17 protein-coding genes are annotated in these 24,214 nt (G+C 70.9%); 6 read left to right on the top strand and 11 right to left on the bottom strand.

The window, feature by feature from the left end:
- Positions 1-22 precede the first annotated feature (22 nt).
- Positions 23-1,900 (bottom strand): sigma 54-interacting transcriptional regulator, encoded by a 1,878-nt coding sequence (locus WMF34_RS45375; protein WP_437991719.1) that lies wholly within the window; start codon positions 1,898-1,900, stop codon positions 23-25.
- 573 nt (positions 1,901-2,473) lie between these two features.
- Here WMF34_RS45375 and WMF34_RS45370 point away from each other — a divergent pair.
- Positions 2,474-3,115, top strand: a complete 642-nt coding sequence (locus tag WMF34_RS45370; protein WP_012241494.1) for a mannan-binding lectin — start codon at positions 2,474-2,476, stop codon at positions 3,113-3,115.
- Between the two features lie 52 nt (positions 3,116-3,167).
- On the opposite strand, the gene WMF34_RS45365 is transcribed toward WMF34_RS45370, so the two are convergent.
- The gene (locus WMF34_RS45365) at positions 3,168-4,010 is read right to left on the bottom strand and encodes a Uma2 family endonuclease (RefSeq protein ID WP_012241493.1); all 843 of its coding nucleotides are present in this window, start codon (positions 4,008-4,010) and stop codon (positions 3,168-3,170) included.
- A gap of 438 nt (positions 4,011-4,448) precedes the next feature.
- Here WMF34_RS45365 and WMF34_RS45360 point away from each other — a divergent pair, with 438 nt between their 5' ends.
- Positions 4,449-6,287 carry a TolB family protein gene (locus WMF34_RS45360; RefSeq protein ID WP_437991718.1) on the top strand — a complete coding sequence of 613 codons (1,839 nt, stop codon included), beginning with the start codon at positions 4,449-4,451 and terminating at the stop codon, positions 6,285-6,287.
- Between the two features lie 456 nt (positions 6,288-6,743).
- Positions 6,744-9,050 (top strand): beta-propeller domain-containing protein, encoded by a 2,307-nt coding sequence (locus tag WMF34_RS45355; RefSeq protein WP_437991717.1) that lies wholly within the window; start codon positions 6,744-6,746, stop codon positions 9,048-9,050.
- A 69-nt stretch (positions 9,051-9,119) separates the two neighbouring features.
- Here the strand turns inward: WMF34_RS45355 and WMF34_RS45350 are convergent, their stop codons facing one another.
- On the bottom strand, positions 9,120-9,848 hold the full coding sequence (locus WMF34_RS45350) for a glutathione S-transferase family protein (RefSeq protein ID WP_012241490.1): 729 nt from the start codon (positions 9,846-9,848) through the stop codon (positions 9,120-9,122).
- 85 nt (positions 9,849-9,933) lie between these two features.
- Between WMF34_RS45350 and WMF34_RS45345 the strand changes: the two genes are divergently transcribed.
- The gene (locus WMF34_RS45345; RefSeq protein WP_012241489.1) at positions 9,934-10,662 is read left to right on the top strand and encodes a helix-turn-helix transcriptional regulator; all 729 of its coding nucleotides are present in this window, start codon (positions 9,934-9,936) and stop codon (positions 10,660-10,662) included.
- Here WMF34_RS45345 and WMF34_RS45340 read toward each other — a convergent pair.
- From WMF34_RS45340 to WMF34_RS45305, 8 genes are all read right to left on the bottom strand, one after another.
- Entirely contained in the window at positions 10,659-11,042 is a 384-nt protein-coding gene (locus tag WMF34_RS45340) for a hypothetical protein (protein WP_437991716.1), read from the bottom strand. The two genes, WMF34_RS45345 and WMF34_RS45340, sit on opposite strands and share 4 nt — an antisense overlap.
- Before the next feature lie 155 nt (positions 11,043-11,197).
- The gene (locus WMF34_RS45335; protein WP_012241487.1) at positions 11,198-12,259 is read right to left on the bottom strand and encodes a hypothetical protein; all 1,062 of its coding nucleotides are present in this window, start codon (positions 12,257-12,259) and stop codon (positions 11,198-11,200) included.
- 13 nt (positions 12,260-12,272) lie between these two features.
- Complete coding sequence (locus WMF34_RS45330) at positions 12,273-13,340, bottom strand: hypothetical protein (RefSeq protein ID WP_437991715.1); 1,068 nt, start codon at positions 13,338-13,340, stop codon at positions 12,273-12,275.
- Entirely contained in the window at positions 13,337-15,541 is a 2,205-nt protein-coding gene (locus WMF34_RS45325) for a hypothetical protein (protein ID WP_437991714.1), read from the bottom strand. Before WMF34_RS45325 ends, WMF34_RS45330 begins: the two co-directional genes overlap by 4 nt.
- The gene (locus WMF34_RS45320) at positions 15,538-16,998 is read right to left on the bottom strand and encodes a hypothetical protein (RefSeq protein WP_437991713.1); all 1,461 of its coding nucleotides are present in this window, start codon (positions 16,996-16,998) and stop codon (positions 15,538-15,540) included. The genes WMF34_RS45325 and WMF34_RS45320 overlap by 4 nt, the downstream gene beginning before the upstream one ends.
- A gap of 406 nt (positions 16,999-17,404) precedes the next feature.
- Entirely contained in the window at positions 17,405-18,949 is a 1,545-nt protein-coding gene (locus WMF34_RS45315; RefSeq protein WP_437991712.1) for a hypothetical protein, read from the bottom strand.
- 38 nt (positions 18,950-18,987) lie between these two features.
- Entirely contained in the window at positions 18,988-20,541 is a 1,554-nt protein-coding gene (locus WMF34_RS45310) for a hypothetical protein (RefSeq protein WP_012241482.1), read from the bottom strand.
- A gap of 95 nt (positions 20,542-20,636) precedes the next feature.
- Entirely contained in the window at positions 20,637-21,638 is a 1,002-nt protein-coding gene (locus WMF34_RS45305; RefSeq protein ID WP_012241481.1) for a hypothetical protein, read from the bottom strand.
- A 346-nt stretch (positions 21,639-21,984) separates the two neighbouring features.
- On the opposite strand from WMF34_RS45305, the gene WMF34_RS45300 reads away from it, so the two are divergent.
- Positions 21,985-23,115 (top strand): RNA polymerase sigma factor, encoded by a 1,131-nt coding sequence (locus WMF34_RS45300; protein WP_437991711.1) that lies wholly within the window; start codon positions 21,985-21,987, stop codon positions 23,113-23,115.
- A gap of 120 nt (positions 23,116-23,235) precedes the next feature.
- The gene (locus tag WMF34_RS45295; RefSeq protein WP_044967352.1) at positions 23,236-24,132 is read left to right on the top strand and encodes a helix-turn-helix transcriptional regulator; all 897 of its coding nucleotides are present in this window, start codon (positions 23,236-23,238) and stop codon (positions 24,130-24,132) included.
- Positions 24,133-24,214: the final 82 nt, after the last annotated feature.

The raw sequence follows: 24,214 nt of genomic DNA, 5'->3' as shown, positions 1-24,214 counted from the left end.
GCTCGCCGACGGCAGCTGCGCATCATCGAGGAGACGGCCGCTTCACCCCCAGGACCTTCATGCGGTAGGACAGCGTGCGCACCGGGATCCCCAGCCTGCGCGCGGCCTCGGTCCGGTTCCAGCCCGCTGTTTCGAGCATGTCCTGGAGCAGCTTGGCCTCGTACTGCTGCACCTTCCCCCGGACCCGCCCGCCCTCGGGGGGCGCCTCCTTCGGGGCGGACGGCGTGGGGCAGAACACGGCCACGTCCGGCGGAGCGCCGCCGAGCTCGGCGTCCGTCCCCCGGTCCGCGGGGCGCTCCGACTCGCCGCGCGCCGCCGCCGCGCGCACCCTCGGGGGCAGATCCTCGAGGCCGACGAGCGCGCCGGGCGTCACCACCACCGCGCGCTCGATCACGTTGCGCAGCTCGCGCACGTTGCCAGGCCACGCGTACGCGCAGAGCAGGGCGAGCGCCTCGGGGGTGATGCCCTCGACATGGCGCCCGTTGGCCGCGCTGGCCGCGCGCAAGAAATGCCGCGCGAGCGGCTCGATCTCGTCCGTTCGAGCGCGCAGCGGCGGGATGTCGATCACGACCCCGCCGAGCCGATAATACAGATCGGCCCGGAACGCGCCCGACGCGGCCATCGCCTCGAGATCCCGGTGCGTCGCCGCGACGACGCGCACGTCGACCTCGATCTCGCGGCTCGATCCGACGCGGCTGAACGACCCCGACTCGAGCACGCGGAGCAGCGCGGCCTGGGCCGGCGGCGGCAGCTCGCCGATCTCGTCCAGGAACACCGTGCCGCCGTCGGCCTCCTCGAACACGCCCTTCTGCTGCTGCAGCGCGCCGGTGAACGCCCCGCGCTCGTGGCCGAACAGGGTGCTCTCCACGAGGTCCTTCGGGATCGCGCCGCAGTTGACGCGCACAACGCGCCGCCCCTTGCGCGGGCCGCCCTCGTGGATCATCCGCGCGACGACCTCCTTGCCGGTCCCCGTCTCGCCGTGAAGGATGACCGGGATGCGCGAGGCGCCCACGCGCCTCACCGTCTCGAGCACCTCGCGCATCTGCTGGCCGGCGATGATCCCCCCTTCCTCCGGCTCCTCGCGCGCGAGCACCGAGGTCGCGGCGGGGCCGCACGCCACCGGGCGCTCGGGCGAGGCGTGGCGGGCCGCCTCGCGGGCGGCCGCGAAGACCTCGTCCGCGGTGCTGCAGGCGTCCGGGTAGAGGGCGAGGCCGACGAGGAGCCGGGCGTCGCTGCCCACGAAGGAGGCCGCGATGGCCTGCGCGGTGCGGCTCGCCTCCTCGGCGCCGGCCTCGGGCAGCAGCACGTGGGCAGCGCAGGTGCCGTAGAGCGCCACGCGATGCACGGGCTGAAGGCAGGCGCGCACGGCGTTGATCCAGCCCTCCGCCGTCACCGCCGCGCTCATGCGCACGTGGAGCAGGGCGAAGGGGCGGCGAAAATGCCGGGCGCGCGTCAGCTCGTCCTCCACGCGGCGCAAGAGCTTCTCCTCTCCCTCGAGATCGAGGGACTCGCCCCCGGCGCCGAACGCCTGCACCCGCAGCGCGACGCTGCCGAGGACGACCTCATCCCCTATCGCGATCCCGGCGCGGGAGACGCGGCGGCCGTCGAGGAACGTGCCGTTCTTGGATCCCAGGTCATCGACCCACACCCGCCCGCGCGAGAGGAGGAAGCGGGCGTGCTCCCGCGACAGGGTACGATCGTCGATGCAGAGCGCGGCAGGCATGGCGCGCCCCACGACAAGCGGCGTGTCGGGAGAGAGCAAACGTCTCTCCGTCTTTCCGGCGTAGTGCCAGACGAGCGCGATGCCCAGCGCCGCGGTCTGCTGAATGGCAGAGATCGACCTCCCCGCCAGGGTCCAGGTCTTCGCCGCGTCGTCCTGCACCGACTTGCCTGACCGCATGCACTCCGCCTCGCTGGTCTCTATATCAGGCTCCCTCGGGAGGTCCAAGCGCCACCACGGACCTCGCCGCTCATGAGTATCCGCCGCGCCGCTGCTGCTTGTGTCGCCAGGTCGACGCAGGCGGTCGATCCATTTTCCATTTCCACGTCCATTGCGCGCAAACGTTTACTGACGCGCCCGGCGCGCCCGGTCATGCACGGTGGGCCAGGGACCGGGGGCTCTGGCCGGCTCACGTGCCGGGCGGAGCGACGATCCGGACGAAGGCCGCGATCGCCGGAAGGACACCGCTGTTACGTTCGGCCCGTCCTTGCCGGCAAACTCTTGCCGGGCAACTCGCGACGGCGATCTCTCGCGGGCAAGGTCTTGCCGAGGCGGCCGGCGGCGGGCGCGCCGCGCCCCCGGAAACGCGCGGGCGCCGCTCGCATTCTGCCCGCTGACATAGAGGGCCTGGCGCTTCCGAGGAGAGCGCGCCCTCGTGGCACGCACGCTGCAAACAACCGAACCCAGAAGCTGACGGGCGGCGAACATCGCGACCCAGGACATCCACCAGACCGACCACTCCAGGAGCCGACCATGAACACGAAACACATCTTCTCCGGACTCTTCACCTCCAGCGCGCTCGGCATCATGCTCATCGCGGGTTGCAGCGTGCCGATGGAGGAAGGTGACTCCGAGCAGGCGTTCTCCGACGAGGAGACCGTCGAGGAGGCGTCGCAGGCGCTCGGCCCTGCGTGCGTCGCCAAGAACCTCGCGCTGGAGGCCGGGCCCATCTGGAACACGAGCGATGCCCAGACCAAGTGCCCGAACGTCTGCAATCCCCAGAACATGAGCTGGAACGGGCAGTGGTGGACCACCGTTCCGGGCGCGATGTCGGTCTGCGAATGCGCCCCGCGCCCCGCCGCCGTCGTGCAGGCCGGCCCCATCTGGAGCAACACCCACGCTCAGACGCAGTGTCCGAACACCTGCGCCGCGTACAGCAGCGCGACGAAGTGGAACGGGCAATGGTGGACGACCGTCCCTGGCCAGATGTCCGTCTGCGAGTGCGCATTCACCCCGCCGGCCACGGTGTCGCTCGAGGCCGGGCCCATCTGGAGCAACGCCGACGCCCCGAGCAAGTGCCCGGCCGCCTGCGGCACGAGCCGCGCCTGGAATGGGCAGTGGAGCACGAGCGTCGCGGGCCAGATGTCCGTCTGCGGATGCGCTTGCACGCCCTGACGTCACGACGACCCGCTCGGCGGCCGCGCCCCCATCCACCGGCGCACCGCGCTCACCTCCGGGTCACGCGGGCCTCCAGGTCGCGCACCCGCGCCTCGAGCTCGCGGACCCGCGCCTCGGCGGCGGCGCGGGCGCGCTGCTCCGCGACGCGGGCGCGCTGCTCCAGGGCGCGCGCCTCGCCCTCGGCGCGGAGGGCCTCCTCCTCGGCAGGCACGAGATCCGTCGCGCGGGAGCTCCGCGCGACGCGCAACGTCGGGTGCGGGCCGTCCTTCAACACGACGAGGTGCGCGTCGAGCGCCTCGATCCAGACGGGATCGCCGCTCCCGTGGACCCGCAGGTAGGTGCCGTCCGCGTCCCGCCGGTACAGCTGGAGAGGCACCCGCTCCTCCGCGAGCGGCGCGCGGGCGGCAGCCGCCTCGGGATCGAAGAGCAGGAGCTCGGGACAGCCGAGCTGCCAGTACTTCGCCGGCGCATCCTCGTACATACGGCGCCAGTCGCCCGCGACCACCTCCAGCGCGAACCGCGGCGGACGATGGCCGGACAGCCAGGTCTGCCACTGCCGCGGGATGGGCGGCAGCGGGCGATGATCGAGGACGTAGAGGTCCGGCAGGACGCGCACGAACGGCTCGCTTCGCACCCACGCGAAGAAGTGCCCGGTGCCTGCATACAAGTCGGCCCAGCCACGCTCGCGCGCGAGCTGCGCGATCACCGACAGCAGCAGGCGGACGACCTCGGACCGCCCGACCTTGTCAGGACGCTCCGCGTCATCGGGCAGGTACCAGCCGGACCAGTCGATCGCGGCGCCGGCCTCCTCCGGCGACAGATCGCGGAGCACGAGCGCGCGGGGAGAACGCCGAGGGGTAAGGGGGAACCCGATGCGATTCGGCGATGCCACGCGAGGAAACTAGCACCCCGACAGGCCCCGCGGGGCAGCAGAGACAACGGACGCAACCGACGCAACCGCCGCAACCGCCGCAACGCGACGCGACCGGCGGGTAACCAGGCCAGGCGACGTGCCCCTGCCGGGCGCTTGACAGCGACAAGGGTCCATGTCCTCCTATCCGCTCGAACCTTTCTTCATATCATCGTCAACGGCGGCAACGGCGGCAGCCTCGCGCTGAGCGATCTCGCGATCCGCTGCTGGTACACCCCGGGGCCCGGCGCGACGAACCAGCAGCACCGTGACCACGCAGCCATCGCGTCAGCCCGGGTCCGGGCGCGTCGCGCAAGCGTCCGAGATCAACGCCGGGCGCGGCCGCGAGCTCACGGCCGCACCTCACGGCGTGCTGGTCCGGGAGCGCCGAGCCCCGAGCGCGCGCACGGAGGAACCTGGATGAGAACCTTGCATCGACGGATCGGGACCCTGGTGATCGGCTCTGCCTGCGCGATCGCCTGCTCGGCAAGCGCGGATCGGCCGCCGCAGCAGGTCCAGGGAGCTGGCGGCGCGGGCGGCATCCCGGACGACATCGGCGGCGGAACGGGGAACATCTTCGACGTGGGCAGCGGCGGCCCCGTGGAGCCGCCTCCCTGCGAGGTGTGCGAGGACTTTCCCGCGGCCCCGGTGCTCGACGACAGCGGGACGCCGCCGCCGGCGAACGCGGCCGAGCTCTTCGGCGCCCCGGGCAGCGGCGCGACAGGCGGCCCGTGCCTGGCCGAGCCGGAGATCGGCGCGCTCTACCCGAACAACTGGCTGCGGCCCAGGTTCCGCTGGATCGCGCCGCAGGGACAGGACCTGTTCGAGATCCGCGTGCACGCCGACAGGGAGAAGAACGATCTGGTCGTCTACACGACGAACCGAGAATGGAAGATGCCCAAGGACATGTGGGAGAAGCTGGCCGCGCACGTCCGCGGCGAGCCGATCACCATCACGATCCGCTCCGTGTCGACGAGCGCGCCGGGCGCGCCGCTCGTGGGCTCCTCCGGGCCGATCACCATCGCGCCGGCGCCGGCCGGCGGCAGCATGGTGTACTGGGCGGCGATCGGCGAAGGGCCCGCGGACGCCTGGCTGGCGGGGTTCGGCGTGGGCGAGGAGGGCGTCGTCGACGCGCTGAAGGTCGACCAGGTGCAGCAGGGCGGCCGGCGCGACGAGAACGGCAACGTGAGGGGCGACGGCAAGGCGCGGTGCATCGGGTGCCATTCGTCGACGCCCGACGGCGAGGCCGTCATGTTCATGGACCACTGGCCGTGGGATCTCGCCATCGCGTCCGTGAAGGAAGACTCGGTGGGAGCGGTCCCCGCCTATGTGACGCCCGGCGGCTCGGAGGCCATGAACCAGGCCTGGCTCGGGCCACCCAAGATGTCGCCCGCGCACTTCTCCCCCGGAGATCGGATCTTCATCACCTCCTATGGCCGGGACAAGGGCAGCGTCTGGGATGGCCAGTCGCACACCAGCATGCCGAACGCGCGCCTCGCGTGGTTCGACCTGGAGTCGCCCGCGCCGACCTACGCCGAGGGGACCAACGCCACGATGGCCAAGACCGAGATGGCGGCCGCGGAAGGCACCGCCTTCGGCTTCATCGAGCGCGAGGGCGACCCGCGCGGGGCGATGATGCCGGACTGGAGCAACGACGGCCGGACCATCGTCTACGTGTCGACCGACACCGGCAAGGACGGGCGCCTCGCCGCAGGCGCCGGCGATCTCTACACCGTGCCTTACAACAACAGGCAGGGCGGCGCGGCCACGCCCCTGCCCGGCGCCGCAGAGGCGAATTTCAACGAGTACTACCCGGCATTCGCCCCCGACGACAAGCTGATCGCGTTCAACAGGACGCCTGGTCCGGGGGAGATGTACTATAACCCCAACTCCGATATTCACGTCATCCCCGCGGCCGGCGGCACGCCGACGCGGCTCGCGGCCAACGACCCGCCCGCGTGCCTCGGGGTCACGAGCCCTGGAATCCACAACAGCTGGCCGCAATGGTCGCCCGAGGCCACCACCGTCGACGGCAAGACGTATTACTGGGTCATCTTCTCGTCGTCGCGCGACGGCTACACGCTCCAGAAGGCCCCGAGCAAGAAGGCTTCGCAGCTCTACGTGACCGGCGTGGTCGTGGAGGGCACGACGGTGCACACGTATCCGGCCATCTACCTCTGGAACCAGGATCCAGGCACGAGCAACCACACGCCCGCATGGGACGTGTTCAAGATCCCTCCGGCGCCCGTCCCCCTCTGATCCAGCGGGAGACTCACACGCTGGGACGACCCGCAGGCGACCCCGAAGAGCTCACCCCACAAGGTGTGCCGTCCAGGTCTCATGAAGGTCCGCGCCATCCCGTAACAACGGAAACCAACAGTCGCACCACCCGCTTGGCACACGTGTGCCAAGCGGCCTGCAGCCAGTGCTTGCATGTCGTGCTCTCCGCGGTGCGGCAGGCGCGGCGCGCAAGCGAAGCGCGGTGAACCGAGCGAGCGGACGGCTGGCGCGGGGCTTGCGAACGCAGCGGGCACCATGCGAACCCACCGCACCCATTCCTCCCTTTGGCTTCTCCTGGCAACAGGGCTCCTCGCTGTCGGATGCGAGACGGCATCAACGCCTGGCGAGCCTGTCGACTCTCAGCGCGCGGCGCTCCACCGGGCTCAGTCCTGCGGCGACCTCGAAGCGCTGCTGAAGCAGGACGCGCTCGCCAAGATGAACGCCCAGATCGACGCCACGATCGCGAGCTACTCGGCGTACGGCTACCCCCGCGGCGGCGTCGTTGGCGGCGTCGACAACGGCAGCGTCGGCGTCCCCGGAGGGGCCGAGGATCCCACGGACACGCCCGCCCCGGCGCCGCCCACGGCAGACGACGGGGGAGCCGGCCAGGAGGCTTCCGGGGAAGACAGCGGCAGCGGCGCCGACCCTGCCCACTCCGAGACGAACACCCAGGTCGCCGGCGTCGATGAGGCGGATATCATCAAGACCGACGGCAACAACATCTACGTGCTCCACGGCCAGAGCTTCTACACCCTGACGGCGTGGCCGGCGTCGTCGCTCGCGGTGGGCAGCTCGCTCGCGATCGAGGGGTCGCCCCTCGAGATGTTCGTGGCGGGCGACAAGGTCGTCGTCTACTCGTCGGTCAACGGGGCCGCGATCTACGAGCAGGCGGGCGTCACGCCGCGGCCGGGGTATTACGACTACCTGCTCGTCAACACCATGGTCGGCGGCGGCGGCGTCGCGCCGGCGCCTGGAAACCCCGGCGCGCCGAGCGACTCGGCGGGGGCCCCCGCCGACGGCGGAGACGCGAGGCCGCTGCCGCCGGACAACACCGAGCCACCGTCCGGCGGCGACACGCCGTCGGAGGACGACGCGCCCCCCGACGCCGAGGCGCCGTCCGGCGGCGAAGCGCCGGCGCCCCCGCCTCCGGACGGCGACGGGGCCGAGGAGCCGCCGCCCGACGAGCCGGTCATCGACGTGCCCGGCTCGGGCGGCGTCTGGGCGCCGCTCACGAAGATCACCGTCCTGAGCCTCGCCGGCGGCGCCCCCAGCGTGGTCAAGGAGGTCTACTTCGAGGGAGGTTACAGCTCGGCGCGGCGCACCGGCCCGAACGTGCGCACGGTGCTGAGCGGCGGCGCCCACGGCCCCGCGCTCCGCTACTGGCCGTCAGGCCTGACCGAGTACCCCGAGACCGCCGAGGCGTGGGCCGCGGCGTTCGAGCAGCTCCGCGCCGAGAACGCGGCGCTCATCGAGGACGCCCCGCTCTCGACGTGGCTGCCGTACCGCTTCGAGAAGCAGGGAGAGGCGGTCACGCTGCTCGACGCGAGCTGCTCGGACTTCTACGTTCCGGACGCCGGCACGACGTCGTACGGCCTGACGCAGATCGAGTCGATCGACCTCGGCGACCTCGCCGCGGTGCCGGAGTCGACCTCGATCGTCGGCGCGACCGACACCGTGTACGCGAGCCACGACGCCCTCTACGTCGCCGCGCGCTCCTGGCAGGAGCAGGCGGCGCCGGGCGAGATGTTCGTCGGCACGAACCTCACCCATCTGCACAAGTTCGATCTGATCGCCGACCCGAGCCAGCCCGGGTACGTCGCGTCAGGCTCGGTGCCCGGCCACATCATCAACCAGTTCTCGCTCGATGAGCACAACGGCAAGCTCCGCGTCTCGACGACCTCGCAAGTGCCGGCGGAGCCCAGGTGGACGACCAGCAACAACGTGTTCGTCCTCGAGGCGCAAGGGACCGATCTCGCGCAGATCGGCGCCGTCACCGATCTCGCCCCCGGCGAGACCATCCAGTCCACCCGGTTCGTCGGGGATCGCGGCTATGTCGTGACGTTCCGCCGGGTCGATCCGCTGTTCGTGATCGATCTCGCGGACCCGGCGTCCCCCTCCGTCGCGGGTGAGCTCAAGATCCCCGGCTTCAGCGAGTACATGCACCCGCTCGACGACGGGCACCTCCTGACGATCGGCAGGGATGGCGAGGAGGACGGCACGGTGACCGGCCTTGCTCTCCAGATCTTCGACGTCACGAACGCGTCGGCGCCCGCGCTCCTGCACAAGGAGGCGCTCGACGGGGCGGAGTACATGCACTCCGAGGCCGAGTACAACCACAAGGCGTTCACGTACTACGGCGAGCTCGGCGTGCTCGCCTTCCCGCTCGTGAGCTTCGACAGGGAGACCGGCGCGATGTCGAGCACGCTGGAGCTGTTCAACGTCGATATCGAGGACGGGTTCAGCCGGCTCGGCGCGGTCGACCACAGCGCCTTCTTCGGCAGCGTGCCGTCGGGGTGCTATTACGGCGGGGCCGCCGTGCAGCGCGGCCTGTTCATCGAGGACTACGTCTACTCGTACTCCCAGGGCGGCGTGCTCGTGAACGCGCTCGACGACCTCGCGACGCCGGTGGCGTCGCTGCCCCTGCCCACCCCGGACTCGGTCGGGTTCGCGTGCGCCGGCGTCGACGGCGGCGTCGCGGAGCCCGCGCCGGCGCCCGAGCCGGCTCCCACCCCGGAGGAGTAGCGCCAGCCAGTCCGCGATCGGCCGCAGCGCCGCCGCGCGCCCCACGACGGCGCGGCGGCGCGGCGCCGCTCAGGCGCCCGGCCGCGGCGCCTCCCACGGGTGATCCGGGTAAAACTCCTTCATGAGCCGCGCGGTGTACGCGGTGAGGTTCGCGAACCCCTCGGCCCTGCGCCGCAGCGGCGAGTCGAAGAACGGCGTGAGGAGGCCCGCCAGCACAGCGAACGCCGTCGCGTCGACGCCCGCCGGGCGCGCTCCGAAGAGGTACGGCTCGTCCCCGAGCAGCGCGGAGAGCGCGGAGAGCGAGCGCGCGCCGAGCTCGACGATCTCGGCGTCCGAGTGCCGCCCGATGCCCATCGCGCGGAAATTCTCGCGGACGCGCGCGAGGAGCTCCTCGCGCAGCTTCGGGCGCGCCTCCTCCGGCGCGCCGTTGACGAAATTCGCCGGGCCCTTCGCGAAGTTCTCCGGGATGAGCCAGCGCGCGCAGCCCGAGGCCGCGGCGAGCTGGTGCTCGATCATGCGCTCGACGGCCCACGCCTCGGCGCGCTGCCGGGCGTCGAGGCCGGCGTCGAGATCCTTGCCGTGCTTCTTCTCGAGGTGCTCGCGGATGAAGTGCGAGTCGGCGATGCGCGCGCCGCCGTCGTCGATGAAGGGGAGCTGCCCCTTCGGCGACTGATCGGGCCGCGCGCGCTCTTTCGTGTAGGGCAGGCCCAGCAGCTTGAGCTGGACCTCGGTCTTGGTGACGTAGGGGCTGGCCTCCGGCAAGCCGAACATGGGGCCGAAGCTGTGGAGCGTGATCATGGGCAATCTCCGAGCGGTTGTGGGTGCGCCGTGGACTGCGCTTGATGTAGCCCCGCCCTGCTGACAACCTGGTGTCAGCATCCCCGTGCGACGCGCCGATCGCCTGTTCCAGATCCTGCAGATCCTGCGCCGGCAGCGGGCGCCGATCACGGCGGCGGCGCTCGCCGAGGAGCTCGAGACGTCGAAGCGCACCGTGTACCGCGACATCGCGGACCTCCTGGCCCAGCGCGTCCCGATCCGCGGCGAGGCCGGCACGGGGTACGTGCTCGATCGCGGCTTCGACATGCCGCCGCTGATGCTGACGCCCGACGAGATCGAGGTCGCGGTCCTCGGCGCGCAGTGGGTCGCCCACCGCGGGGACGTCGCCCTGCAGCGGGCGGCGAAGGACCTCATCGCGAAGATCGCCGCGGCGGTCCCCGAGCGGCTGCGGCCCTTCGTGTTCGAGCCGGCGACGGGCGTGCCGGTCGGGGAAGACCAGGCGCCCGACGCGCTCGACCTGGCCGAGGTGCGGGCGTCGATCCGCGCCGGCACGAAGATCGCGCTCCGCTACCGCGACGAGACGGGGCGCGAGAGCGAGCGCGTCGTGTGGCCCGTGATCGTGGGTTATCGCGACTCGACGCGGCTCCTCGCGGCGTGGTGCGAGCTCCGCCAGGACTTCCGCCACTTCCGCACGGACCGCGTGACAGGCGCCAGGTTCCTCGACGAGCGCTACGCCGAGAAGCCGAGCGCCCTCCGCGCGCGGTGGCGCGCGACGATGCGCGCGCGTGGCGAGCTGCGAGAGCGCGACGGCGCGACGTCGACCAGGGCGCGCTAGCGCCGCGTGTCAGCAATCCCGCCAGGATTTCTGAGACGTCGAGGCGGATGCGGACGAAATATCAATAATTCAATCTGTTCTGTCTGATTCGAGGCCGGGTCGCTCGCCGGCGTGGCCCAACGCGGGCCCAACGCGATGCTGAACGGGCTCGTCGACGTGGCCAGCGTGGCGGGGCCGCCGTCCCCGCTGTACCCGGGCGCGCCGGTACCGGCCACGGTCGCGATCGTCCCGTCGGGTGTACTCCGCCGCACGCGATTGCCGCCCTGCTCGGCAATGCGCAGGCGGCCATCAGGCCCGAGCGCGAGCCGGCGCGGCACGTCGAGCTTGGCGACCGCAGGCCCGCCGTCGCCGCGATCCCCCTCATTGCCTGTGCCGGCCACGGACCTCAATCACCCCGTCTGTGCCCAGGCGGTGCACCCGGTAGTGGAACGTATCGGCGACGTCAATGCTACCGTCCGTCGCCGCGGCCACGCCCGAGGGAGCATATCGATGCGCGCGAGCGAGACGGGCACGCCGCGGCGGCTGGGCGGGATCGTTAGGGCATCAGGCCGAGCGCGAAGAGGGCATCCGACCAGAGCGGCCAGAGCGTGCGGTAGGGGTGGGTCGCCAGCAAGATGCCACCGTTCGGGAGGCGCCGGACGTGGAACCGGGCGTGATCCACCAGGAAGTAGACGTGCTCGCCCGTCAATTCCACCCAGGTGAGGGACCCGCCGCCGCGGGTGAACCCCTCACCACGCGCCCGGGCCTGCACCGTCAGGTTGTGGATCTCCTCGGCGCGCGGCTCCGCGGCGCGCCACGCCTCGTCGGGCACGTCCGCCGCGGCGATGAGTGCCTCGATCAGGGCGGAGCACGGCATGGCCAGCGCCTTGAGGACGGTCTCGCGGGAGAGCGGGATCGAGCGCCCGCTCTTGTCCGTCGGAACCACGCGCGCCCCGGCCGGCGCGGCTTCCACCCGCGCGCGGAGCTCCTCCGCCGGTAGGCCCGCGATCCGCGAGACGCTTTCGCCGTCGTGGAGGCTGACCCACGACAGGGCGAGATCGCGCGCGATGTCGCCGGCGTTCGCGTGGTACGTCGCGCACATCGAGACCGGCGCGAGCCACGTCCACGCGCTCGTGCAGCCGCCGGTCGAGACGCGCCTGCTCGCGTCCGGCGCGCAGAGGCGGAGCAGCAGGTCTTCAAGATCATCCAGCACGATGTGCCACGCGAGCTCGGCTTCCGCCTCCACGGAGCGCGGGCCGCTGCCCAGGGCGGGGTACAATTCCAGCGGGAGAATGTCCGCCGCGCTGGCTGGGACCATGTGGATGGGGCCCCGTGGCTTGAGACGTTCGCTCTTGCCCGTGAAGCAGCGATAGTGGCCATAGAACGTGCGTCGGTCGTCGAGCTCCATGGCGAAGTAGGTCTCGGCGTCGGTGCGTCCGAAGTGGGCGCGGATCATCGCGACCGCCTCGTCCACGAAGTTCACCGAGCGATCCACGTCGGAGCCCATCCTCACGCTGATATAACTCCCTCGTGCAACGAGAGCCGGCAACGCCGCCGCGAACGCGTCGCCCCGCTCTGCCTCGTCACACCAGGCGAAGAAATACGGCCCTGGTTTCATCCTTGGATCACCCTCATGCGGTTGCTGGGTCAGGGATCAGGCCGAGCGAGAAGAGCGCGTCGACCCAGAGCGGCCAGAGCGAGCGGAACGGGTGGGTCGCCAGGATCACACCGCCGCCCGCGAGGCGGCGCACGTGAAAAGGCGCGTGCTTTCGGAGGAAGCGGACGTGGGCACGCGTGTCCGTGTGCACCGGCCACGTGGGCGGGCCTTCGCCCGTTTCCGCGATCTGGCTCGTCAGCGCCAGGATCTCTCTCGCGCGCGGCTCGGCGGCGCGCCACGCGTCGTCGGGCGCCGCCGCGGCCTCGAGCGCCTCCAGCAGGGTGGCGGGCGGCGTTGCCAGCGCCTTGAGGACGGTCTCGCGGGAGAGCGCGTGCGCGCGCTCGCTGCCGCCCTTGAGCGGGACGCGCGCCCCAGCCGGCGCGGCTTCCACCCGCACGCGGAGCGCTTCCAGGGACAGGCCCGCGTTGCGCGATACCATCTCCTTGTCGTGGCGCTGTAGCCACGACAGGGCGAGATCGCGCGCGATGTCCCGCGCGTCCGCGTTGTACGTCGCGCACATGCGGACGGGTGCGATCCAGTCTCCCCCGTTCGTGCACGCGCCGGTGCGGACGCGGCCGCTCGCGTCCGGCGCGCAGAGGCGGAGCAGGAGCTCCTCGAGGTCGTCCCGGAGCAGGTGCCACGCGACCGCGGCCTCGGCCTCGATCGAGCGCGGGCCCCTGCCCCAGGCGAGCTCGAGGTAAGAGCAGAGAAACCTACGCTGGTCGCACGTGGTCATGTGGATGAGGCCGGCCGAAATGTCGCGGCCGGCCTCTTCGGTGTAACAGTGGCAGCTGCAGCCGAAGATACGTTTGGAGCCGGTCAGCATGACGTCGAGGCCTGCTCCAGCGGAAGGACCTGCGGCAAACTCGGCGCGGATCATCGCAACCGCCTCGTCCATGGAGGTCGTGTAGAATAGACCATCGTCCGTCATCATGCTGATACGAGTCCCTGGATGCATGAGCGCCGGCAGCGCCGCCAGGAACGCGTCGAGCGTCTCTGCCGCGTCACACCAGGCGAAGAACGACGGTCCTGATTCGCTCATAGCTGGGTCACCTTGATGGGGTGATTGAATCCTTTCAGGGTCACCTTCTTGCGCGTCTTCGTGTTGAAGAGGTACCCATCCTTGACGGCATAGGTATCTTTCGGCTTGAATTTCGCACCGCGCGTAATGATGAGCTCGACCTGCTCGACATCCCCCGCGACCCCCTTGTTCCGTAGCCCCTCCATCCCGTTCGACAACTGCTTGAACACATCGTCTAGCTCAACCGGGTTGCCCCCTTTCACTTCGCTCACGATCAGCTTCTGCCCGCGGGACACCGTCACGAAGTCAGGAGCCTTCCCACCGGACATGCCGGGGAGCGACTCGTCTGGAAGGTCGAGCATCTTACGCACGCCGCCGTCGCCGACGCCGAGGAGCGCCCGCCCTTCGTGGGTCATGTGGCTGATCGCCGCCTTCTCGAAGGTGTTGAATGCGGCTTCCGTGACGTGCCCTTTCAGCGTCTTGAACCCGCGGAGCCTCCATACCTCGAACCCCTTGACAACGACCTTATCTACCTTTGAGATCTCTCCAGCGATCCGGATCCCACGCGGCGGTAGCGCGCCGGCGGCAGCAACGCCGTGCCAGATGTGCCCGACCGCCCCGAGCCCGAAGCCCAGCCCCGAGAAGATCCGCTCCTCATCGCTGAGCTCTCGCCCCGACGGCACACACCACTCCTTGCCCGTTACCGCCTCGCACAGGTCGAGCGTCGGCCCGACCACGGGCACGAACCCCACCCCGATGCGCGTCGTCGCGTGCACCAGCGTCTGCATCACCTCCGCGTACGCCTCGAAGCCCTCGGCGACCGTCGACATCGCCCCCGCGAACGCGCTGATCGTCTGGTAGAGCTGCGTCTGCTCCAGGTCGAGCCCGCCCCCCGTCCACAGGTTGAGGTTGTCCTTCATCTGGTCCGCGAGCGCATCGAACCGTGGCTTCAGCACCGTGTCCACCTGCACCCGCAGATCCGGCGGGATCGGCGAGTCCTCGAACCAGTCCGACGCATCCATGAACTGCCGCACGAACCCGGTGATCCGGTTCTGCGCCTTCAGGAACGCGTTGGTCTCCGCCAGCGACACGCCCATCCGGTCGCGCAGCGCGATCTCCAGCGCCGCGCTGTTGGACCTCCACGCCCGCACGTTCGCCACGAAGTCCGCCCGGAAGACCACCACCCGGCCGCTCACGTCCGCCTCCAGCGCCGCGAGCACCGCATCCGCGTACGCCGCGTAGGGATCCCTCCCTTCGTCGAACGCGCCGTCCACCTCCGCGATGTCCGGCACCTCGACCCACGGCACCTCGCTCTCCCCGAGCGCGTACGCTTGCGGGTCGTCCGGATCCCAGCCTTCGGCGCGCGCGTCTTCCGTCGCCAGGTCCGCCACCTCGTCGGCCTGCGCGCCGAACTCGTCCATCAGCCGCGCGAGCTCGTCCTCGAGGTCGCTGACGCTCTGCTTCAGGTCGTCGACGAGCTGCTCCATCGCCGCGCGCGTCTCCGGCGCGACCGCGTCCTTGTACCGGTCCAGGATCGCTTCGAGGTCGGTCCGCGAGATCTCGTCCAGCGGACGGCCGACCAGGTCCTTGAGCTCGGTATCGAGCTGCTGGAGCAGGTCCATCTTCTCCGCCAGCAGGCCCACCGCCCGTGCGTTCGCCACGAGCGCCGCGCGCTCCTTGGCGATCTCGGCCAGCAGGATCTCGATGTCGCGCGCCAGCGCCGGGTTGACCTCCGCGAGGCTCAGGTCGAGCGTCGTGTCGCCGAAGAACGCCGTCCCGCTGCGCCGCACGTTGAAGAGAGGCTTGTTCAGTCCGAGCGGCTCCGAGACGAGATGCACCACCTCGTGCGACTCGGTGCACCAGTCATCGCCGGCAGAGTTCTTCACATGGAAGTGGAAGTCGTTCGCTCCCATCTGGAGCAGCACCGAGTCGAACTCCGTCTCCGCCCTGTTCGTCTGCGTTCCGTCGGGGAGCTCCAGCAGCGCGCCGTGGACCTCGTACGTGGTCAGCGGCGTATCGTTTACGCTGAAGAAGTTGTGTCCGACGAGGAACGCCCCTTCGCACGAGGAGCTGAGCTCCGTGCGCTCCCAGTCCAGCCTGTACGGCGTACCGGCCCACGCGAACGACGGCGCCAGCACCGCCAGCGCCGTGACCAGCGCGACGAGCCTCCGGAACACCGCGGCGCTCCGGCCGCGCAGCGCAACGTCCTTGGAGCCTCTCATGTCCCCTCCGCGCCGCGCACGGCGGCGTCATACGCGATCGCGGCGCCCTTCACGTCCCCCGCGTCGAGCCTCGCCTGAGCCGCGTCGAGCTCCGCCGCGCCCATCCCCTTCTCCCGCAGCGCTGCGAGGCCCGCCGCGATCTTCTGCGGCACCCCTGTGCTGAGCTCGGCCGCCGCGGCGTCGAACCGCCCCCGAAGCGCTGTGCAACCGGCCTCGCGCCAGGACGACCCCGCCGCCTCGCAGAGCGGTCGCAGCTGCGCCAGCGCCAGGAGCTCGCCGCACCGCTCGGCCAAGAGCGGCAGCCCGAGCTTCTCGCTCACCGGCGGCGCCGCCGAGAGCGCCGCGACCTGCGCGCGCGCACGCTGCTCGAAGGCGTCCGACGCCTTGCGCGTCCGCGCCCCTGCGACGGCCTCGCGCGCCCCCTCGTCCATCTGCAGCACGCGGAGCGCCTGCCGGCGCAGCGCGATGCCGCCGAGCAGCGCCGACGCGGTCGCGTCGCTCCGGGCGACGCGACCCTTCACGTAACCCAGCATCGCGTTCAGCGAGCGCAGCGCGCCCGACGTCATGTCCGGCAGCACCGCGCCGTGCGTGGCGAGCAGCTCCCTGTGCGGCGCCATCGCCTCATCGAAGGAGGCCGCGAAGACCTGGAGCGTCGCCGACCAGCTCAGGATCTCCGCGGTGAGCTCGCCGGGCGAGCGGCTCGCCTCGCGCGCCGCCGCGAGCACCGCCTGCTCCACGCCGTCGATGCCGTCGATGTCCGACCGCGACGCCTGCGCCGAGAGCGCCGCATACGCCGCCGTCTCCGCCGCCTCGGTCGCGCGGTACGCGGCGAAGCGCGCCGCGACGCCCGCGTATTTCGATCGCAGCGGGGCGGCCTCGTCCCGGGCCTGGTCGAAGATCACCTGCACGGCCGCCATAGCCTGCCTGTCGGCCGCGAGCGTGGCGGCGAGCGGCTCTCTCTCCGCGCTGGCCTTATCGAGCATCGCCGCCGTGAAGTTGCCGGCCGCGTCGACCGGCGCCTCCGCGAGCAGCACCCTCTGGCGGTCCCTCGCCTCGTCGAGCAGCCGCGCGAGCTTGCCCGCGAGCGTCGCCCGCAGGGACTCGGCGTTCCTCGCGTCGTCGCGCACGTACGCGATCGCCTCGTCGATGTGGCCGAACCAGACGCCGAGCGAGGTTTCGCTCGCGACGATCTCCTCCGGCGTCTTGTTGTTCGGCCAGGTGGCCCACACCTCAATGGGCAGCGCGCCGTCCTTCTCGGCCTGGGCCCACGCGGCGCCCGGCCCCTGATTCTCGCCCACGCAGTGCTCCTCGCCGCCCACCGCCGCCGCGCAGAAGCTCCCGAACGTGTCGTCCCCGAACTTCCACAAACAACCTGCCCCCGTGGCGCCGAACATCAGCGCGCCGATGGCCGCCGCAAGGATCGCCCTCCGTCGCGCCGATCTGGATCTCTCGATCATGCTCATTGCCTCCACCCCGCGAAATTTCTCGCCCGCGCACGCTCGCCCGCACATTCTTCAGAAGCAAGCGTCCTCACCAGAGCGCTAGGACATTGCTCGGCCGTGGATCGCGCCCCGAGCGCCAGGTTGTCCGTCCTCAATGCGCGGACAGTCGCCGAACAGGAGAGGTGTGCTTGGGGGTGCGCGGCGCCACGGCCTGCGGACCGGCCGCGGGGTCGAGGCGGACGCCGCTGAGCTCGTGCCCCTCGCCGGCGAGTTCCGCGAGCGAGGTCTCGGCGTCGTGCTCCTGGGGCGCTGCGCGGCTGTCCACGTCGCCACCAGCAGGTCCGCGGGCGCCCTCGTGGAGCTCCGAGCGTGCCACCGTCGGCGCCCTGTCACACCAGGGTTCGCCTGAGGTGTCGTGATCCTATTCAGGGAAACGCAGCGTCTCGACCTGGATGCCGTCCTCCCCCGTGATCTCTTCGCCAGACCAATCCCAGCTCACGCCGCCCTTTCCCGGCGGTCCGAGAGTATAGGTCACCCTCTCGAGCGTGAGCTGAGCTTCGTCGAGGTAGGCGATGCCGATCGAGTCGCCGCCGCGCCCGGGGCCGCCGTAGCCGCCATCGCCCCCTAGGCCGCCGTCGCCACCCTTGCAGGACCAGGTGCCGTCTCCCACGGCGCCGCCCAGTTCGCCTCGACCGCCTTTGCCCCCTTGCTCGGGTGGCCCGCCGTCGCCACCCGGTCCCCCGGCGAGCGTCTCGATCACGGTGTCGCGTACCGTCAGGTTGGCGTGGAGCGCGACGATCCCGATCGTCGGATGGCCGTTCTCACCCCCTCGACCGCCTCGCCCACCGCAGCCACCGGCGCCTCCGGAGCCGCCGCCGGCGCCTCCCTTCGAGGCCACGCCGCACACGGCGAGGCCGCCTCGACGGCCACCACCCCCGCCGCCGCCTTGACCCGGCATGCCCCTATCGCCGTCGCCTGCCCAGCCGGCCTCCCATCCTGTCGCGGTGATACGCCCGATGCCCTGACCCGCGGCGCCGACGGTACCCCACATGCCGTTCTTCCCGGTGAAGCCGCCGCTGCAACCACCGTCTGCCCGGTTGCCAAGTCCTCCCTGCCCATCGTGGCCGGGGTCCGGCTCGGGTACGGGCTCGCCGGCCTCCCCATCTCCAGCGCCGTCGGCGCGCCCGTCGCCTCCCTTGCCACCGGCGCTCGGGATTCCGCCATCGCACGGATTCATCACCGCCGGGCCGCCGGGGACGGTGTCTGCCGAGCACGCATCGCCGCCGTACACGCCATCCGGTCCGTGCGGTGCATGGTTTAGCCCGCCCCATTTCTCGCCATCGTGGCCTGCCCATCCATAGGAGGTGCGTATCTCGCTCCGGATGAGCTCCACGGCCGTGTTGGAGCGAACAAGCATCGTGATCGGCCCCCACGCCGTGAAAGTCATGTCGACGATCCTCGACACCCCGTCCGCGGCGCCCGTGTCGCCATCGCTCGCCGGCACGACGGTCAGGACGATGTCCGCCTTGTCCGAAATCTGAATCAGGGAGCGTGTGTCGGCCTGGCGCTTCCAGCTCACGCAACCGAAGCCGCCGATGAGATCCACGCCGGAAGGCAGCGTTAGCGGCCCGAAGAACCCGTCAGCGCACGCGAAGACGCGCCCTCGGCCGGCACGCGCGAGCTCCACGCCGCGCTGCAGCGTGCGCACTGGCTTGTCTTTGGTCGTGCCGGGGTTCGCGTCGTCGCCGCTGCCCCAGACGCCCCCCACGAACACGCCGCATCCATCCTCCCACACATCGGCGGCGAGACGCTCGAGGCAGACCGACTCCGGCGGCGGCTCGCCTTGACACGGCGAGGTGCCGTCGCACGCCGCTCCGCCAGGCTCGTTGGGGCCCGGCGCGGTGCCGCAGCCGGCCACCGCGAGCAGCAGCGCGGGGGACAGATGGATCGCTCTTGTGGTTCGCATCGTTCTTCCTCGATGTCGTGTCGTAGCGAGGGGCACAATCAGCGGGGCGGTGCGGGATTGGGCACGTCGAATTGACGGTAAGGCATGGAGTCGCCCCTCTGGCCCCTCCCCACCTCGTCATCAGGTGCTGCATTGCCTGCGAGGCCGCCCTCGCCAGGTTTTCCAAGCTGTACAGGGGTGTCCGGCCCGATGCCCACGTAGGCGCTGTGAGCAGCGACGCCGTAGGACGACCCGCCGAGGCCGCCGCCGGCGTCGCCCCCACGGCCGCCGTTACCTCCGGCGCCCCCCTTGCACGCGGGCCACATCTCACTGACGCCGGGAGGAGGCGTTCCACCATAGCGGCCGACGGCGCCCCCTCCGCCCGGTTGGCCTGTGCCGCCGACCCCGCCGTTGCCACCGTTGCCCGTCGTCACCCGAGTCGCCTCGAGCGTCACCGCGCTTCCCGGAAGGGCAACGACGCCGATGCTCGACCCGCCATAGCCACCGCCTTTGCCCCCAAGGCCACCGCAGCCGCCGCTGCCACCGGAGCCGCCACCAGCGCCGGCCTGCGGGCGGCCAGCTGGGCATGCCCCCATAGCTCCCCGCGATTTACTGCCGCCACCGCCGCCCCCTCCTTGACCGACGCCGCCCCTCTTTCCATCATCACCGCGGATTCCCATCCAGCCGTTTTCGGTGAGGTAGCCTGCGCCAACAGCACCGTCCGCGCGACCGGCGTCAGGGCCGTCCATCCCGTTTTCGCCATCACCGCAACGCGCGCTCCCCGCGCCAGTGCCTCCAAGGCCGTTGCCTTCTGGATTCTCCGCGGGCCGCGGCTGCCCCGGAGCGCCATCGCTCCCCGACTCGAGCCCACCGTCGCCCCCGTAGCCTCCGGTGGACTCGACGCCATCATCGCACACAGTCACGACTGCCAGCGCGCCCGTCGGGGAGTCCGTGGTGCAGGCGTTCGCACCGTCGTTCCCCACCATGCCGGCATTCGCGCGGAAGCTCGGCGCGTCCTTCCCCGGCTCCCCGTCCTTGCCGTCGCCCGCGACGATCACGCTTTCCCGCACGATCGCCCTGGCCCCCGCGCTCAAGATCACCGCGATCGACGACTTGCCGTCGGGTGCCGAGGCGCCGGCCGCCTTGACGCTCGCACCGAAGACCGTTGACGTCTTGCCCTCTTTTTCGCCTGCGATCACCCTCAGCGGGATCCCCCCCGGCGGAGCGATGATCGTCGGGTGCTCCGGCCCGCCGAATGACCCCTCGTACGACCAATCCCCGCCGTCACACAGGCGCCCGCCCCAGAGGTCGACTCCCGAGGGCAGCGTGATCGTCTCCGCGAACTCCCCTCCGCACGCGTACACGCGCCGGGTCGGCTCCTCGTCGTGGCCTCGCCCATACGCGGCGAGCCCAATCGCGTGTTGCAGGGTCTTCACCGGAGCGTCCTTCGTTCCGGCGCTGTTGTCGTCGCCCTGCTCGCTGACGAACACCCCGCACTCGTCCAGCGCCATTGTCGTCGCTGGGTCGCCGTCACAGAAAGTCGGCTCAGGCGCCGGGGCGCACTCCATCACTTCCCAGCAATCGTCACGGTACGAAGTGCAAGCTAGCAGCATGCTGCTAGCTCCCCACGCACAGACCACGACAGCAACGGCGGCGGCCAACGCTCTTCGGTCTTCCCATGGCCGCATCCCCTCGGTACCCGGCATGGTCACCACACCCCCTCGATGCTCACGCCCGTCTCGTGCCCGGTCACGACGGGCGATATCTGGACCCGATCCTGCGCTGGCGCGCGTCCCAGGAAGGAGAAGTCCGTGAAGAAGGACGCGGCGGTGGCCGCACCGATCACACCGCCCGTGATGACCAGGGCCGTGCCCACCCGGTCGGACAGGTTGCGCGCGTCGCGCAGGCGCCGCAACTCGCCGCATGGCGAGCGATCTGGCGCTTGCCAGCACATGGACGAGCTCGATCTCGGGTCGCTCTCGAGCTGGTCACGCCGCGCGCTCATGTCCTGATCGAGCTTGCTGGCGCTGATCATGAGGATGGCGCCTGCCGATACGGTGCCCGTCGCGAGCGAGATTCCCACGACACGCAGCGTCCCCGGCCACGAGGCCCACGGGCTGGGGGACTGCGCGCGCGGAGCGGGCAAAGCGCGCACCGGAGTCGGCGTCGCGGTCGTGGTCCCCTTGGCGCTGCTCGACTCCTTGGTGCCGCTCGCCGCCGCACACAGCAACGGCATCGTGAACTCGTGCTCCGCGCCTGCCACGGCGCGCAAGTAATGAAGAGCGTCCTTACAGCCCGGTGCACGGCCCCGCACCATGTGTTGGCCTGGCTCGAAGAACAGCGTGTAGGTCCGCGCGGTCCGGCCGATGCGCTTGCCGTCGACGAGCACCTCGGCGTCGGGCGGATCGACGCCGAGAACGAGCCGCGCAACGTGCGGCGCTGACTTGCGCTGCCCTGCCTCGAATCGCTGTTGGAGCGCTTCGGGCAATGCTTCACGCTGTTCTAGGCTCCTGGCCAGGTGCTCGGCCGCGTCGCGGTACTTGTGCAGCGCGAGCTCGCAAAGGCCGAGCTCACCGGCGAGCTCCGCGCGCTCCACCTCGGTGCTGGTCGCCGCGTCCGCGGCCTCCAATGCTGCCTTGTATTCAGCGGTTGCCTCGGTCCACAGCCCGGCCTTGCGCGCTCTGCGACCACGGCGAACATGCTCCTTCACCGTCGACCCGTCGCTCGGTCCCGCCTTCGGATGGGTATCGTCCGCACTGGACGAGTTCGGGAAGCCTGTTGCGGCCCCGAGCGCAAGAAAAATCGAGAGCGAATGCGCAATGCAACGCATCCCGCGACGGTACCGACGCCGGCTGCTCGGCGTCAACCGGCAGAAATCGGCACGTCTAGGCGGCTTGGGTGGGAATTGGCGGTCGAATGAGGGAATGCGTTCAACCATCCGTCGGACATGGTCAAGCGCGGTCTGACCAACTACATGGCGGCACACTATCCGACCGAAGTTGCTCCTCGACTCATTTTTCTGAACCTTTTGGGCCGCCTCACGTGTGCTGCTTACCGTGGCCAAGCCAGAGACCGTCTCCCCCGGCTTCGAGCTCTTCCGGCGCCTGGCCAGGCGCCACGGCGTACCGGCGCGAAACGCCGAGGATGTCGCCCAGGAAGCGCTGCTGCGGGGGCTCGACGCCGACCAACGGATTGAGCCGGGCGGCGACCCAGGGCCGTATCGCGTCACCATCGCCGTCAACCAGGCGCGCAATCACGTCCGGGACGCGCGCTGCCGCGGCGAGGTGCTCACGTCGTTCGATGAGCGCGAGATCCGAGATGAGCTCCCCACGCCGGAAGAGTTGCTCCGCAGACGGCAGCGGGAAAAGCTCACCCGGCAGCTGATCGACCAACTCGAGCCCAAGTACCGGGATCTCGTGATCAAGCACGACCTCGAGGAGGTCCCGCTCGCCGAGATCGCCGCCGAGCAGGGGCTCCCGCTGGACACGGTGAAGACGCGACACCGGCGGGCGCACAAGGAGCTCGAGGTGCAGGGGGGACGGTGGCAGGCCCAGGAGCGCTCTCAGGGAAGGGACGGGAGCATCTGCGTGCCGCTTGCGCTGGGGTTCGGCCGTCGCGCGTCGTGGCTGGCCTCGCTGCGCCGGCTGGGCCTGAGGATCGTCGTGCAGGCCGCGCTCGTCCTGCTGACCGGCGCGCTCGTCGCCGCCGTGCCGCCCATGCCCGACCTGGAACCGTGGATCAGGGCGGCGGCGGTCCGCGCCCCTGCCACCGCGCCCGCGGCGCAGAACGCCGTGACGCCCCCCGCGCGAGATGGCGCCCAGAGCGCCGCGGGGCCCGCCAGCGGAGATGGGGCGCACGACGCTGCGGCGCCCGCCGCGGCGACCGCGCACGAGATCTCGTCGCGCACGGAACACGGAAGCGCGCACGGCGAGGCGATGGCGACCGGCACGCCCGCTCCCACGAACGCGAAGACGAGAAGTCACCGGGCCGCGCCTCCGGCGAGCGCTGTTCGACCGACCGCCGGCGAGGTCGAGAGGAGCCTGGTCAACCAGGCGCGGAGGGCCATCGAGGCCAACGACGTCATGGCCGACGTCGAGGCTCGCCGGCTGCTCGAGGCCCACGCGCGGCAGTTCCCGCGAGGGCGGCTCGCCGCGGAGCGCGAAGCGCTGCTCAGGCAGCTTCGCTGAATCGTCGGCTACCCATCAACAGCTAGGCAGGCGGGGATAGCGGTGCTGCTTTCGCGCAGCGCAATGCCGAGATCCGCCTTGCGTCGGACAACAACGCTCAGGTCCAGGAGGCGAAAGTTCATGGAAGACATGCTGGGTGCGATGTGGCTCGTCTCGCCGCTCGGGCTCGCGATGATCGCGTGCGTCGCGATCGGCTTCGCGGTCACCGCGCGCGAAGCGCTGGGACGAGAGCGCGGGCTTCGCGAGGCGCGCGAGCACGCGCATGATGACGAGGAAGCAGCCCTCACCGATGCGAAGGAGCAGGCCGCGGGGGAGCGGGACCGATATCGGCGCCTTCTGGACTGTTACGTCGACGCGGCGCTCGCCGAGCTGACAGACGCCCGAGCGCGCCCCGCTCCCCGGCCGGGGAGGGTCCTCGAGTCGTTCTGCGCGACGACGCCTTCGTGGAGGAGAAAGCTGGCCGAGAGCACGGGGTTGGAACCGAGGGAGGTCGAGCGGTTGCTGAGGAGCGACCTGCCGATGACGCCCGGCCTTGCCCGGCAGCTGGAGTCCTTCACCGGCTCGCCTGCGCGGTACTGGGAGCGCCTCTGGCGGCTACACGACGACTACCGGACGGACGCAGAGGAGACCGTGGTGATCCAGGTGGGCGAGCCCGTCACCAAGCGCGAGAGCTCGGCGCGTCCGGCGTCGTCGTCGGCCCCGAGTTCGGCGTCGCCGACTCCGCCCCCGGTACCTCCCCGCGCGCTCGACGTTCCTCCGCCCGTGGTGCCGTCTCCCGAGCTTGTGGCCAGGAGCCCGCGGGCGAAGCTCCCGCCGCCTCCGCTGCCGCGGCTTCGGTCGCCGCTCCCTGCCCGCACCGCCACGGGGGTGGAGCTCGTCCAGCGCGCCGCCACGCTGACAAGCTTCCCGCTACAGCGTGACGAAGGGGGCACGAACTCCGCCAACGCGTCCGACTGGGAGGACGCAGAGCGCTCTCCGCTGAACACGACACTGCCGGGCGTAGGGAGCCATGGATGAGCGCCGCCGCGCTTCGCAGCTACATCAGGAGCCTGCTGGCGAGCATGCCGACGCTACGGGAACTGAGCAGCTACGGCTGACG

This window comes from Sorangium sp. So ce145 (assembly GCF_051525985.1).
In the GTDB taxonomy this organism is placed as follows: Bacteria; Myxococcota_A; Polyangia; order Polyangiales; family Polyangiaceae; genus Sorangium; species Sorangium cellulosum_B.
The sequence above is the reverse complement of the archived record's forward strand: the minus strand, read 5'-3'. Positions and strand labels throughout refer to the sequence as shown.